This is a genomic window from Rhodopila sp., assembly GCF_965277165.1.
Classification (GTDB): Bacteria; Pseudomonadota; Alphaproteobacteria; order Acetobacterales; family Acetobacteraceae; genus Rhodopila.
This window is the reverse complement of the sequence record NZ_CBDICE010000005.1, coordinates 2,036,184-2,049,386: the sequence shown is the minus strand read 5'-3', so window position 1 is coordinate 2,049,386 and position 13,203 is coordinate 2,036,184. Positions and strand designations below refer to the sequence as shown.

Genomic DNA, 13,203 nt, shown 5'->3' with positions numbered 1-13,203 from the left:
ATCCTGGGATGCTCAGTGGCTCGATCCGCGCATGGCCAGGCGCGCCCCCAAAGGACCACGGGACGCGACCGGCCATGACCGAACCGGGGTGGGTTAAAGCGTCCAGGTATCCAGGATGAAGGCGTTGGCCTTCTTGTGCAGCAACACCAGATCCAACACGTCCAGCGGGTTGATCGGGCGGATGCCCTCGATCAACGACGGTTCACCGTGGCCATACAGCGCCTGCAGCGCGAACCGGCAGGCGTAGACCTTGCCGCCCTCGTCCATGAAACGCTTCAGCTGATTGTAGAAATTCTGCGCGCCGGGAAACGCCTCGTCGCCGATCTTGGGAAAGCCGCGCTGGATCCCTAACGTGACGCCGGGCCCGTACAGCAGGATCGAGGTCTCATAGCCCTTCCGCGCCAGTCGCACCGCCTGCAGCAGGTTGACCAGGCCGATCGAGCCTTCGAACGCAACGGTGTGGAAGGTGACCAGCGCCTTTTCGCCGGGTTCGGCCTTGACGTCTTCGAATACTTTTTCCTCGTAGTCGACGAAGAAGTCGCCCTTCTTGTGCGCGGGGGCGGTCACGGTTGCCATCAGTATCCTCCTTGCTTGGGTGGCGGAGCATTGGCCAGCAAGCCGCGTGCCAAATTGACTGCAAACCAGAAGGTCGGGAATACCGTCACTTATACAGTCAATAATCCAGTCATTTGACCATACGACGACTTAAATATGATCACACATTCTGTGCAGAGGCCTAAATAAACATCATTTTCGCGGCTGCCGCACATCTTCTCGACACAAAAAAGCGTGATCTGACGGTACGATGCCGCCAACCAATCGTCAGCGCCCAAGCCACAGGCGCGACTGGATCAAATTCATCCAACAATCTACAGTCAATCCACCCACAGCGCCGAAGACCCGACCCTTGACCGAATGGATCCCCGACCTGTCCCGCCGCGGCATCCCGCGCTATCTGGCGATCGCCGATGCCATCGCCTGCGACATCGAAGCCGGCCGGTTGGCGGCGGCCGACCGCCTGCCGGCGCAGCGCACCTTGGCCGCCGTGCTGGGCATCGACTTCACCACCGTCGCCCGCGGCTATCTCGAGGCCAGGCGCCGCGGCCTGATCGAGGCGCGCGTCGGCCAGGGCACCTTCGTCAGCAAAGCCATCCGCCGCCGCCACGCCGCGATGATCCGCCACCCCGAGATCGTCGATCTGTCGATGAACCTGCCCCCGGAACCCGACGACCCCGACCTGCTGGACCGCATGCAGGATGGCTGGGAAGCGATCAGCCGCGACCTGGTGTCGCTGATGCGCTATCAGGGGTTCGGCGGCGTGGCGGCCGACAAGGAAGCGGCATCGGCCTGGCTCAGCCGGCGCGGCCTGGTGCCGCGGCAGGACCGCGTATTCATCGCCCCCGGCGCGCATCCGGCTTTGCTGGGCATTTTCGGGCTGCTGGCGCGTCCCGGCGAGGTGGTGCTGTCCGAGGCAATCACCTATCCTGGAGCGCGCTCGATCGCGGCTCAGCTTGGCCTGTCGCTGGTCGGGCTGGCGATGGACGATGACGGCGTCGACCCGGACGCATTCGCCTCGGCCTGCGGCCGGCTGGCCCCAAAGGCACTATATCTGAACCCGACCCTGCTCAACCCGACGACCCATACGATTTCGCAATCACGCCGGCTGGCGCTGACCTCGATCGCGCGCTGCTTCGGCGTGGCGATCATCGAGGACGATCCGTATGGCTTGCTGCCGGAACACGCGCCGCCCGCGTTCGCCGCGCTGGCGCCGGAGCTGACCTGGCATGTCGCTGGCCTCGCCAAATGCCTCGGTGCCGGGCTGCGGGTGGCCTATGTCGTGGTTCCCGACAACCGCTCCGGCTGGAGCTTCGCCGCGTCATTGCGGGCGGCCACGGTCATGGCCTCGCCGGTCACCGTGGCGCTGGCCACACGCTGGATCAGCGATGGCACCGGCGACGCCCTGCTGGCCGCGATCCGCCGCGAATCCGCCGAACGCCAGTTGCTTGCCCGCAGCTTGCTCAGCGGGCAGCCATTCCGCGCCGATCCAGCGGGATTTCATTTGTGGCTGCCGCTGCCGGCGCCGTGGACCCGGTCAGCGTTCGCCGGCCACATGCGGACCACCGGCATCGGCATCGTGGCGAGCGACGCCTTCACCACCAACGATAACCCGGCGGAAGCGGTGCGGGTTTGCCTCGGCGGACCAGCCGATCGCCTCAAGCTGCGCGGGGCGCTGGAATTCATGGCGCACACGCTGGCGGAATCGCCCTCGGTGGCGTCGAGTTTCCTGTGATCCGAAGTGTTATTGTTATGCTGAATTAATGATCTATCCTCACAATTTCCGGCTTTGCCATCGTCACCAAAACCTGCTCAAATCCGCCGCGTTCTATCCTGATCTACAGAGGAAGGTCCGGTCCGTTGGAAAATCACGATCTTGACGAAATTGACGCCTCCGCGCGGGAGATCGTCCGCCGCGCCTATGATCTTGGCCGCAGCGAAGCCCTGAAGCGCGTTGTGGATGTTCTGAGTACGGATCGTCCGTCCGCTGATCGGCTGGCCCTCATGGCCCCAAACGAGACCGAACCGTCGCCCCATGAGACAGCCCTGAATGGCGCCGCGTCGCATGCTGGCGCGTCGAACGGTGCAGCATCGGCAGATAAGCCATGGTGGGCATGGCCGGTCCGCTGACCGGCTCGATCGCCCCGACGGGTTATGCCCTGACGGGTTATGCCCTGACAGGTCAAAGGAGCGAAAGATGTCATTCGCCGAACGCGTGGTGCGCTGGAACCGCGGCTACGACAACATTCCAGAGCAGTGGCGATTCCAGCTCGTAGTCTGGGCGTTGCTGGTCATTGGTGCCATCAACATGCTGCTCACCGTGGCGGCTCACTTTCCGTTCGCGTTGCTGCTGGTGCTGGCAATCATCGTCATAGCGGCGCTTCGCGTTCCTTATGTCCTGAATTGGGTCGCGTCGTCCCCGCAGGCCGCGGCCGATGCGAAATTTCAGATCGAGGGTGCCAACTGGCTGGTGGACCTCAATCGCCGCTACGATGCGATGCCGGATATGCGGCGCTTCTGGGTGTATCCGGTGGTCCTGCTGATCGGTGGCGCGGTCAACATGGTCTTGACGATCGCTTACGGTTTTCCGTTCGGCCTGCTGTTCCTGCTGGTTCTGCTCTGCCTGGTCGCGATCCGCGCGCCCTATGCCGCTGGCTGGTATCGGTCAGAGCAGCCGCAGGTCGCCGGGCCGCACGGTGCCGGGGTGGAGCATACCCCGATGCCCGCGATCGCCTCTGAACCCGAGGCACCGAGTGTCCCACCTGCCACGAACTTCGCCAGTCCGGCTGACCGCGTCCCGGATGATGCGGACCCGGCCAGCCACCCACCAGACCACGCGGGGCAGACAAGGCATCCGGATGATCCGTTGGCGTAATACGCCAGCGGGAACCGCCTGTCAGGCCTCGCGCCCAGAGCCAAGGTGCCGCTAGCGCTCGGTAGCGTTTGGTGGCATCGCCAAAAGCGTGCATCGCCCGCGAAAAACCCAGGAAAACCCCGCGAAAACAATGACTCGCAGGGCACTGCCGGGTCACCAGACCTGGTAATGCCTTGGTATAGATCGTCATACCAACGCCGGCAGAGTCTGTGACGTGACGCTGCAGACAAGTAACGATCGCGGCCGACCTCCACGCTTCTTGGCGCGGCATAACGAATGCGGCATCGGTCAATGCCTTGGATCACGAGCCGATCGGACCAGACACTAGCGGGATGTAAAAAACAACAACGCGGTACGGACCGCAAATGCCTTCGCGTCTGACGTCCCGGCCGACCGTTGAGTGTCCCAGGTCAATCCGGTGCGCGGTCGCGGTGGGCGACAATCCGGCGGCTACCGGCTTCCTTCCGCACCGATCCGATCGGCGTCGAGCGGTGCGCACTTGGCGGAATGCTCTCGCTAAAAGAGACGGCAGGCGAACCTTTCGGCGACCTGCGCCATGCGGCTTCTCTCCGCCGTCGGAAATTGAGCCGCCGGGGCCGACCGGCGCTGGCGCCGATCCGTCCCCACAGGAGATCGCCAGAGAAGCCGATATGCTCCTAGGCAAGTGGCAAGCCATGCGCGAGCCGCGCTTGCGGCACGGACTGTCCAAGGTCGCGTGGATGCCAATCGCGTCAACACTGCATGTCGAGTTCAATAGACGATCGCCGCGATGACCAGAGCTGAAGCAAAAAACCTGCCGTGCGTCATGGCCCCGATCGGCGAGGACGGGCCGGAGGGCAACCTCGGGCACCAGGATGGTCCTCCTCGGCGCGGCGGTAAATTTCTGTAAGGAACAGATGGACGTTGTCGACACGCGGCCGAGCCGTTTGTTATAAAGTCGATATCGTCTTTATATTGGGAACGTTCCATGGATACTCTTACACTCGGCGCCGGCAAAGTCGGCTTGCCTGCCGCCCTCCACGCCATGGACTGGGAGGTTGGCATCGCCCCGACTGGTCCCCCAAACCTCCAACCGAACCAGATCGAGCGCCTGCTGGCCGGCCAGGGCGGCTGGTGCGACGCCGCCGAAGCGCCGTTCAAGGTGACCGGTCCCCTCGGGTCGCACAGCTTTTCCCGCATCTTCCGCGGTGACGGGGGGATTTTCCCGGGTCCCGTCGCGATCAAGCAGTTCCTGTCGGACCCGTCTGGCGCTTCTCCCGCCGAGTCCGCGCGAAGCTACTTCCATGGCCTGCGACAGGTGGGCCAGATCACCGCCCAGCCCGACCTGCGCGCCGCCGAACCGTATGCGCTGCTGGAGTCGCATGGCATCGTCGTCTCGTCGTGGATTGAAGGGCCAACGCTGGCAAGATCGCTGTTCGAAGGATCCGCCGCCCGGACGCGCGCGTTGATCCGTGCCGCCGGGATGTGGCTGGCGCATCTGCACCACGCCAGCGGCGTCGAGCGCCGGTCACCAGATGTCGCGGATATGCTCGCCCGACTCGAGGCCGAGATTACCAAAAAGCCTGACGCAACAGGGGAGTTGACCCGCCGCGCGCTCGCGCTGCTCCGCGCTGGCGCTCCGCTGCTTGCCACCCAGCCAGTACCCTGGTCGCGCCACCATGGTGACTTCAAGCCGGCCAACCTGATCGTGCACGAAGATCGCCTGGTCGGGATCGACCTCGAGCTGGTGTCCGACTTGCCGACCGCGCGTGATGCGGCCCATTTCCTCAATCATCTGCAACTCAAATTCTATCTGCCGCAAAACATGGCGCGATGGCGCGAATCTCCGAAGTTGACCAAGCTGTTCTGCCAGGGATATTCGGATGCCGCTAATGAGCCACTGCCGCATCGGCTGCTTCAATGGCAGCGATTGTACAACGCGACGTATCTCATGACCCAACATCGCGAATGGTCCCGCTCGCCGATGGCCTGGCCGGTGCACCTGGCACTGAGACATCTGGTCTGGACGCTCTGCAACCCCCTGGCTGACTGACCCGCGCGATCGTCGCCCTCGGCGGCATCGCGTTGCTGGCCGCCACGCGATTGCAGGCTCTGATGCCGTTACGCCCGCCGCCTTGTCCTCTTGGGCGTTTCCACCACCGGCAGCAGAGGCGCCAGGAAGCGGCCGGTATAGCTGTCAGGATTGGCGACGATGTCCTCGGGGGTTCCTTCCGCCACGATCCGGCCGCCGCCGTCGCCGCCTTCGGGTCCAAGGTCAAGGATCCAGTCCGCGGTCTTGATGACCTCCAGGTTGTGCTCGATGACGACGACGGTGTTGCCCTGGTCGACCAGGGCATGCAGCACCTCCAGCAGCTTGCGGACATCCTCGAAATGCAGGCCGGTGGTGGGTTCGTCCAGGATATAGAGCGTCCGTCCGGTCGCGCGCCGGGCCAGTTCCTTGGACAGCTTGATGCGCTGCGCCTCGCCGCCCGACAACGTGGTGGCTTGCTGACCCAGGGCGATATAGCCCAGCCCAACCTGCTGCAGGATTTTCAACCGGTCATGGATGCGCGGCTGGGCGCTGAAATACGGCACCGCTTCGTCCACCGTCATCGCCAGCACCTCGGCGATCGACTTGTCGCGGAATTTTATCTCCAATGTTTCGCGATTGTAACGCCTGCCTTTGCAGGTGTCGCAGGTGACGTAAACGTCAGGCAGAAAGTGCATCTCGATCTTTAGCAACCCATCGCCTTGACACGCCTCGCAGCGGCCACCCTTGACGTTGAAGCTGAAGCGCCCCGGCTTATAGCCTCGCGCCCGGGCCTCCGGCAGTTCGGCGAACCAGTCGCGGATCGGCGCGAACAGATCGGTGTAGGTCGCCGGGTTCGACCGCGGCGTCCGCCCGATCGGCGACTGGTCGATGTCGATGATCTTGTCGAGCAGGTCCAGCCCCTCGATCCGGTCGTGCGCTGACGGCACCAGGCCGGCGCTCATCAGTCGGCGGGCGGCGGACTTGTAGAGCGTATCGACCACCAGCGTGGATTTGCCGCCGCCGGACACGCCGGTGACGCAAGTGAATGTGCCCAGCGGAAAATTCGCGGTTATCGCCTTCAGATTGTTGCCGCGCGCGCCGATGACCCGCAGCACCCGATCGCGCTGCATCGGGCGCCGCATGGCCGGCACCGCGATCTGGCGCCGGCCGGACAGGTAGTCCCCGGTCAATGACTTCGGATTGGCCGAGACCTGAGCGGGCGTGCCCTCGGCAATGACATGCCCACCGTTGATCCCCGCCGCCGGCCCCATGTCGATCAGATGGTCAGCCGCTCGGATCGCGTCCTCGTCATGCTCCACCACCAGCACGGTGTTGCCCAGGTCGCGCAGTCGCCGCAACGTCCCCAACAACCGTTCATTGTCGCGCTGATGCAGCCCGATCGAGGGTTCGTCCAACACGTACAACACCCCGGTCAGACCCGACCCGATCTGACTGGCCAACCGGATCCGCTGCGATTCACCGCCCGACAACGTCGCCGACCCACGCGACAAAGTCAGGTAATCCAGTCCGACATCGACCAGGAACCGCAGCCGGTCGACGATCTCACGCAAGATCCGCCCGGCGATCTCCTGCCGCTGCGCGGTCAGTTGCGGCAGCACAACGGCGAACCACTCCAACGCCGAGCGGATCGACAGGTCCGACGCCTCGGCGATGTTCTTGCCGGCGACCCGGACCGACAGCGCCTCCGGCTTCAGCCGAGCCCCATTGCACACCACGCAGGGTTTCTCCGCCTGGTAGCGGGCCATTTCCTCGCGCACCCAGACGCTGTCGGTCTCCTGCCAGCGGCGCTGCAGGTTGCGCAACACGCCCTCGAACGGCTTGGTCACGGTGTAGCTGCGCACGCCGTCCTTGTAGGTGAACGCGATCGGCGCATCCCCGGTGCCGAACAGGATGGCCTGCCGGACCTCCGCCGGCAGGTCGTGCCAGGGCGTCTTGGTGGTCTGCTTGTAGTGTCGCGCGATGCTCTGCAGCGTCTGGTCGTAGTACGGGGACTGCGACCCGGCCCACGGCACGATCGCCCCATCGGCCAACCCGGCTCGGTCATCAGGGACCACCAGTTCGGGGTCGAAAAAGCTCTCGACCCCCAGCCCGTCGCAGGCCGGGCAGGCGCCGTGCGGAGAATTGAAGCTGAACAGCCGCGGCTCGATCTCCTCGATGGTAAAACCGCTCACCGGACAGGCAAAGCGCGAGGAAAAAACCGTGCGCTCCCCCGAATCCGGGTTTTCCGCATGCACGATCCCGTCCGACATCGCCAACGCGGTCTCGAAACTGTCGGCCAGCCGCGACGCGATGCCCTCGCGCACCACCAGGCGGTCCACCACCGCCTCGATGTCGTGCTTGGTCTTGCGGTTCAGCGCCGGCACTTCGGCGATCTCGTGCAGCGTGCCGTCCACCTTCACCCGGGTAAAGCCGCGCCGCTGCAGTTCGGCGAGTTCTTTGCGATACTCGCCCTTGCGGTCGCGTACCACCGGGGCCAACAGCAGCAGACGCGTGCCCTCGGCCATCGCCGTGACCCGGTCCACCATCTGCGAAACTGTCTGCGCCTCGATCGGCAGCCCGGTCGCCGGTGAATACGGCACCCCAACCCGCGCCCAGAGCAGGCGCATATAGTCGTGGATCTCGGTCACCGTGCCGACCGTGGAGCGCGGGTTTTTCGACGTCGTCTTCTGCTCGATCGAAATCGCCGGTGACAGCCCGTCGATGCTGTCGACATCGGGCTTGCCCATCAGCTCCAGGAACTGCCGCGCGTAGGCCGACAGCGACTCGACATAGCGCCGCTGCCCCTCGGCATAGATCGTGTCGAACGCCAATGATGACTTGCCCGACCCGGACAAACCGGTGATCACCGTCAGCGAGTCGCGCGGGATCACCACATCGACGTTCTTCAGATTATGTTCACGCGCGCCGCGCACGTGGATGGAGCCGGCCATAAATCCTGTTGTCCTCAACGATCGATCCTCGGAAGGCTGCGCCCGGTGTTCTGCGGATGTTCCCGGTATGCCACGCTCCGGCTCAGGTTGAAAGGATAATACCTTATGTGGCATGGATCACGCATCGGGCTAGGGTCGCGCCCCAGAAGTCCGTCGGACTATGCGAGGCTGGCAGGCCAAGGAACACCAAGCGCTAGGCTTCGTTGGCGATTCCTGACTTGGCAAATCACCTGCGATCCCGGCGTTATCTGGGGTGAGCCGGGCTAGCCTAGAAAACCATAACGCCAGGGCAGGTCGTGTTCGGGCCCCTCCGCTAACCGGGGAGGCGGTTAGCCAGACCGACGGATGCTACTACCGGGTGAACCAATAAGGCTACGGTCATATTTGGGCTAGAGCCGCAAGAACCATCCGCTTCTCCTCTTGCGTAAGAGACCTAACACTACGGAGAAATTCTTCCAGGCGCCGGGCTATCTCCGGCGGCAGTCTCGTGATGTGTTTGGCGGAAAAAATGCGCAACTGATGATCGTTGGCCCTGACCACGTGAGAGCAACTTATGACGCTGAAACCCGTTGGAGAATGCCGAAGGCCTGGGATTTCACCATCAGTTAAAACGAAGCAGTCCTTAAATCCTGGATTGGAGTTCAGGAAGAGGAAACACGCGCTACTTTCTGAAGACAGCGGTCTAACGCACAAATGGTATTTCGGATAACCGGCCTGAGCTGAGTGGAACTCATATATCTCGCCGGTCGAGAATGTCACGAGTGCTTAGACATGAACTCGACTGCCTGCGCCTGTTCATGATCAGGGGAGTCCAGTAGCATCCCAAAGCTCATTTTGAACGCTTTTTTGGGGCCGTCTGGCTGCCAGGCTTCAAGATAGGCTGGATCAGCATGCAGCAATCGTTTGACTTGGGAAAAAGTAAGTGAACTAATAGCGATAAACGAATTCGCCAACGATTCCTGGTCGCTTTCCGAGAGCGAAGCTTCCAACTCCGAATAGTCAGCATCAAAATAAAAATACCTACCCGTGCCGGTTTCCGGGTTTTTCGTTCTTCGCCAAGGAAGTTTCCGCAAATGCATGCGCTTCATTGTGGCCTGGCTCTGTTTCAATAGGTCATATGCCAAACTTGGAACCGGCCCTTCTTTCATGGCAAAGTAATTGTCAAATGTTATTGGTCTCCCGTAAATATTAAAGTGAGCCTTGTCAGCAAGAAACAGCATCTTGAGAATATCATATTGAGTCAATTGACGCTTTTCTTTGCCGGCTTTCGCGATCAGACACGCAATGGCCGCTAATGTTTTAGCAACATTTGGTCTCAGAGTTACACGTGGTGCATCGTTTCCCACGCGCGGCGTACCCACGTCCCCAATACCATCCATCAAGACCACATACCTTCCAGACAGAGCGTCCGACTCGGACGCCTGAGTTGCAGGACTCCAATCCAAGTGATTGTCAAGTGGTAATATGCGAGGCCTCCCAGAAAGGCAATGGGGCACCATAAAACGGCAGCCTTACTTGTGGATCATTCCGGAAACAGAATTCAGCGGTCATTACCGCCAGGACCCAGGGCCGCCGCAGGCCGGACCTGCATGCCGTCAGGAATTCGTCCTCCGGCCTGAACTTCGCCTCCCACGCTCCAAGGCGTTGAACTGTTCACCCCGTCGCGTAGGCTGCAATCCGACCACCACCGGAGCCCCGCCCGATGCCCAACGATCGCACAGTCATCCACGGCGCCCTGGTGCTCGCCCACGGCGACACCGCCGCCCGCCCCGCCGACATCATCGTCTCGGGCGACAGCATCGACGCCATCGAACCAGCCGGAACCGCCCAGTCTCCCCGGCAGATCGACGCCACCGGACGGCTGATCATCCCCGGTCTGGTCAACGCCCACACCCACGGCCATGGCGGCCTGGCCAAAGGCCTCGGCGACCGCTGGTCGCTGGACCTGCTGCTCAACGCCGGGCCCTGGATCAACGGCGCCCGCACCGGCCAGGACCGCTATCTCTCCACCGTGGTCTCGGCGGTGGAGATGATCCGCAAGGGCTGCACCGCCTGCTACGACCTCTCGGCAATGCTGCCCGTGCCAAGCGTCGAGGCCATAAACGACGTGGCCCAGGCCTACGCCGATGTCGGGATGCGCGCGGTGATCTCTCCGATGATCGCCGACCGCACGTTCTACCAGGCGATCCCGGGGCTGCTGGACGCTTTTCCCGCCCAACTGCGATCGCTCGCCGAGGCCATGCGCGCCGCCTCGCCGGACGCGACCCTGGCGCCGATCCGCGAAGCCGCCCGCACCTGGACCCATCCCGCCGATCGCATCCGCCTGGGGATCGCCCCCACCATCCCGCTGCACTGTTCCGACGAATTCCTCGCCGGCTGCCGCGACCTCGCCGCCGAGTTCGGCCTGCCGGTGCAGACCCATCTGGCGGAATCAGCCTCTCAGCGCGCCGCCGCGCTGAAACGATACGGCACGACCCTGACCGCGCACCTGCATCGCATGCGCCTGCTGGGTCCCGGCTTCAGTGCCGCCCACGCGATCTGGATCGACGATGCCGAAATCGAGCTGCTCGCCCGGCACGGTGGCGCGGTGGCGCACAACCCCGGGTCCAACCTGCGGCTGGGCAACGGCATCTCCGACATCCGCCGCGCCATTGCCGGCGGGGTGACGGTCGGCGTCGGCACCGACGGCTCGTCGTCCTCCGACAACCAGAACATGTTCGAGGCAACCCGGCTGGCCGCCTTCGTATCACGGGTTTTCGACCGTCCTCCGCAAGACTGGATCGGCGCCGCCGAAGCCCTGAAGCTGGCAACCGAGGGCAGCGCCCAGGTGCTCGGCATGGCTGACCGCATCGGGCGGATCGCCGCCGGTTACAAGGCCGACCTGGTGTTCCTCGACCTCGATCACGTCAACCTCGTCCCGCTGAACGACGCCATCCAGCAATTGGTCAACGGCGAGGACGGCGCCGCGGTTCGCGACGTCATGGTCGGCGGCCGCTTCGTGCTGCGCGATGGCAGGCTGCCCGACCTGGATTGGCCCCGCATCGCCGGCCAGGCGCGCGATGCCGCTGCACGCCTGTCCCGGGTCAATGCCGGCACCCGCCACACGGCCGACCGCCTGGCACCCGTGGTCAGCCATTTCTGCGTGGGCCTCGGCCGCTGCGCCCACGACCTGCCCCGCAAGCTGGCCGCCGAACCGGTCGGCCCCTGACCCGTCCGCCCACCACCGCGCCGCCATGATTCCCGAGGCCCGCCAGCAAAATCTTAAGCCCGTCAGTCAAATCTTAAGATTGTGGCCGGACACTGCGGTTTGCGCTAAAGTTCGGAGTCTCGGAAAGGATTGGGTCGATGGCAGGTTCGGTGAACAAGGTGATTCTGGTGGGCAACATGGGCAAGGACCCCGAAGTCCGCTCCACCCAGGACGGCAGCAAGATCGTCAACCTCACGCTGGCGACCAGCGAGACCTGGAACGACCGCGCCTCCGGCGAACGCAAGGAACGCACCGAGTGGCATCGCGTGGTCATCTTCAACGACCGCGTCGCCGACGTAGCCGAACGGTTCCTGAAAAAGGGCGCCAAAATCTACGTCGAGGGCTCGCTGCAGACCCGCAAATGGACCGATCAGCAGGGCCAGGAGCGCTACACCACCGAAGTGGTGATCGGCCGCTTCAACGGCCAGCTCACCATGCTGGACGGTCGCTCCGGAGGCAGTGAGGGCAGCGGCTACGGCGGATCCGACAGCGGGTCATCCAGTGGGTCACCCGGCGGCGGATACGCCCCGCGTGAGCGCGCCCCCGCCAGCGCCGCTCGCGCCGCCGGCGGACCCGCGCGCGGCACCGGCACTCCGTCATGGGACGCCCCGAAAGGCGGCGACCTGGACGACGAAATCCCCTTCTGATCACCCGCCGCCAGCGCTAACCCCGCTCGCCTCCGGCACCGCCAGCCGCACCGACACCGGGCAATGATCGCTCAACCGATCCTTCATCGCCCGGTCGGTCTCGCTGTATGTCAGCACCTGCAGCGTATTGGGGCGCATCCACTGCGCCGCCGCGCCGCCAGCCAGGATGTGATCGATGAAGTTCTCCCCGCCCCAGCACGGCGAGCTTTGCCCCTCGGTCGCTCGGACCAGCGGCGCGGCCTGCCGCAGATCCGCCAGCATCGTATCCCGGCTGTCCATCCAGCGGTTGAAATCGCCAAGCACCAGGAACGGCACCCCGTCTTCCCGCCGAGCGGTAATCCAGTCGGCCAGCACCGGCACCTGATCGCGAAGCTCCTCGCAGGCGTGGCCCGTCGCCTTGGTCAGCGGGATATCGCGACAGCCCTTCTTCAGATGCACCGCCAGCACCCGCAGATCGAAACCGCCAAGGTGCAGCGTGATATCGGCCCCGCTACGCAGATGGTGCTCACCCAACTCGGCCACGTCCGGATTGACATCGTATTTCAACCCCCGCCGAACCACGATCCCGACCCGCTGCACCACATGGTCGTGGGTCATATGGATCGAGTAACGGTCGTGCGGAAACACCTTCGACGCGGCACGAAACCCATCCACCTCCTCGATCGCGATCAGGTCGGCGTCCAGCTTCTGCGCATACTGCGCAAGGCGGTCGAAATCCGCATCAGACCGAGGCGTCACGTCGCTTGGCAGGCTATGATCGCCGGCCGCTCGCGTGGTCAACCAATCCAGGTTCCAGGTCGCGATCTTCAGTTCGGCGGCAACCGCGCGCAGCGGCAGCAGCAAGACAAGCAGCATCAGCACAGATTTCACGACCATTCCGCTCCGCGGCAAGGATCGCCTGGGTGCGCCCGCCAGCG

The 13,203-nt window shown here is 63.9% G+C and carries 10 protein-coding genes; 6 read left to right on the top strand and 4 right to left on the bottom strand.

Annotated elements, in window-relative coordinates:
• Nucleotides 1-93: 93 nt before the first annotated feature.
• Nucleotides 94-576, bottom strand: a complete 483-nt coding sequence (locus tag ACQY4Y_RS10135) for an MSMEG_0572/Sll0783 family nitrogen starvation response protein (RefSeq protein ID WP_428490421.1) — start codon at nucleotides 574-576, stop codon at nucleotides 94-96.
• Between the two features lie 331 nt (nucleotides 577-907).
• Here ACQY4Y_RS10135 and ACQY4Y_RS10130 point away from each other — a divergent pair, with 331 nt between their 5' ends.
• The 4 genes from ACQY4Y_RS10130 to ACQY4Y_RS10115 all read left to right on the top strand — a co-directional run bounded on the left by ACQY4Y_RS10130 (nucleotide 908) and on the right by ACQY4Y_RS10115 (nucleotide 5,462).
• Nucleotides 908-2,290 (top strand): PLP-dependent aminotransferase family protein, encoded by a 1,383-nt coding sequence (locus tag ACQY4Y_RS10130; RefSeq protein ID WP_428490420.1) that lies wholly within the window; start codon nucleotides 908-910, stop codon nucleotides 2,288-2,290.
• A 125-nt stretch (nucleotides 2,291-2,415) separates the two neighbouring features.
• On the top strand, nucleotides 2,416-2,685 hold the full coding sequence (locus tag ACQY4Y_RS10125; protein WP_428490419.1) for a hypothetical protein: 270 nt from the start codon (nucleotides 2,416-2,418) through the stop codon (nucleotides 2,683-2,685).
• A 67-nt stretch (nucleotides 2,686-2,752) separates the two neighbouring features.
• Nucleotides 2,753-3,430, top strand: a complete 678-nt coding sequence (locus ACQY4Y_RS10120) for a hypothetical protein (protein WP_428490418.1) — start codon at nucleotides 2,753-2,755, stop codon at nucleotides 3,428-3,430.
• 967 nt (nucleotides 3,431-4,397) lie between these two features.
• Nucleotides 4,398-5,462 carry a phosphotransferase family protein gene (locus ACQY4Y_RS10115; RefSeq protein WP_428490417.1) on the top strand — a complete coding sequence of 355 codons (1,065 nt, stop codon included), beginning with the start codon at nucleotides 4,398-4,400 and terminating at the stop codon, nucleotides 5,460-5,462.
• 68 nt (nucleotides 5,463-5,530) lie between these two features.
• Here ACQY4Y_RS10115 and uvrA read toward each other — a convergent pair whose 3' ends face one another.
• Together uvrA and ACQY4Y_RS10105 are read right to left on the bottom strand one after the other, a co-directional pair.
• The gene (gene uvrA / locus ACQY4Y_RS10110) at nucleotides 5,531-8,392 is read right to left on the bottom strand and encodes an excinuclease ABC subunit UvrA (RefSeq protein WP_428490416.1); all 2,862 of its coding nucleotides are present in this window, start codon (nucleotides 8,390-8,392) and stop codon (nucleotides 5,531-5,533) included.
• A gap of 755 nt (nucleotides 8,393-9,147) precedes the next feature.
• Nucleotides 9,148-9,771, bottom strand: a complete 624-nt coding sequence (locus ACQY4Y_RS10105) for a Panacea domain-containing protein (RefSeq protein ID WP_428490771.1) — start codon at nucleotides 9,769-9,771, stop codon at nucleotides 9,148-9,150.
• Between the two features lie 323 nt (nucleotides 9,772-10,094).
• On the opposite strand from ACQY4Y_RS10105, the gene ACQY4Y_RS10100 reads away from it, so the two are divergent.
• Together ACQY4Y_RS10100 and ssb are read left to right on the top strand one after the other, a co-directional pair.
• Nucleotides 10,095-11,600, top strand: coding sequence for an amidohydrolase family protein (locus ACQY4Y_RS10100; protein ID WP_428490415.1), 1,506 nt, complete (start codon nucleotides 10,095-10,097; stop codon nucleotides 11,598-11,600).
• Nucleotides 11,601-11,737: 137 nt separating this feature from the next.
• Nucleotides 11,738-12,286, top strand: coding sequence for a single-stranded DNA-binding protein (gene ssb / locus ACQY4Y_RS10095; RefSeq protein ID WP_428490414.1), 549 nt, complete (start codon nucleotides 11,738-11,740; stop codon nucleotides 12,284-12,286).
• Here ssb and ACQY4Y_RS10090 read toward each other — a convergent pair whose 3' ends face one another.
• Nucleotides 12,287-13,156, bottom strand: coding sequence for an endonuclease/exonuclease/phosphatase family protein (locus ACQY4Y_RS10090; protein ID WP_428490413.1), 870 nt, complete (start codon nucleotides 13,154-13,156; stop codon nucleotides 12,287-12,289).
• Nucleotides 13,157-13,203: the final 47 nt, after the last annotated feature.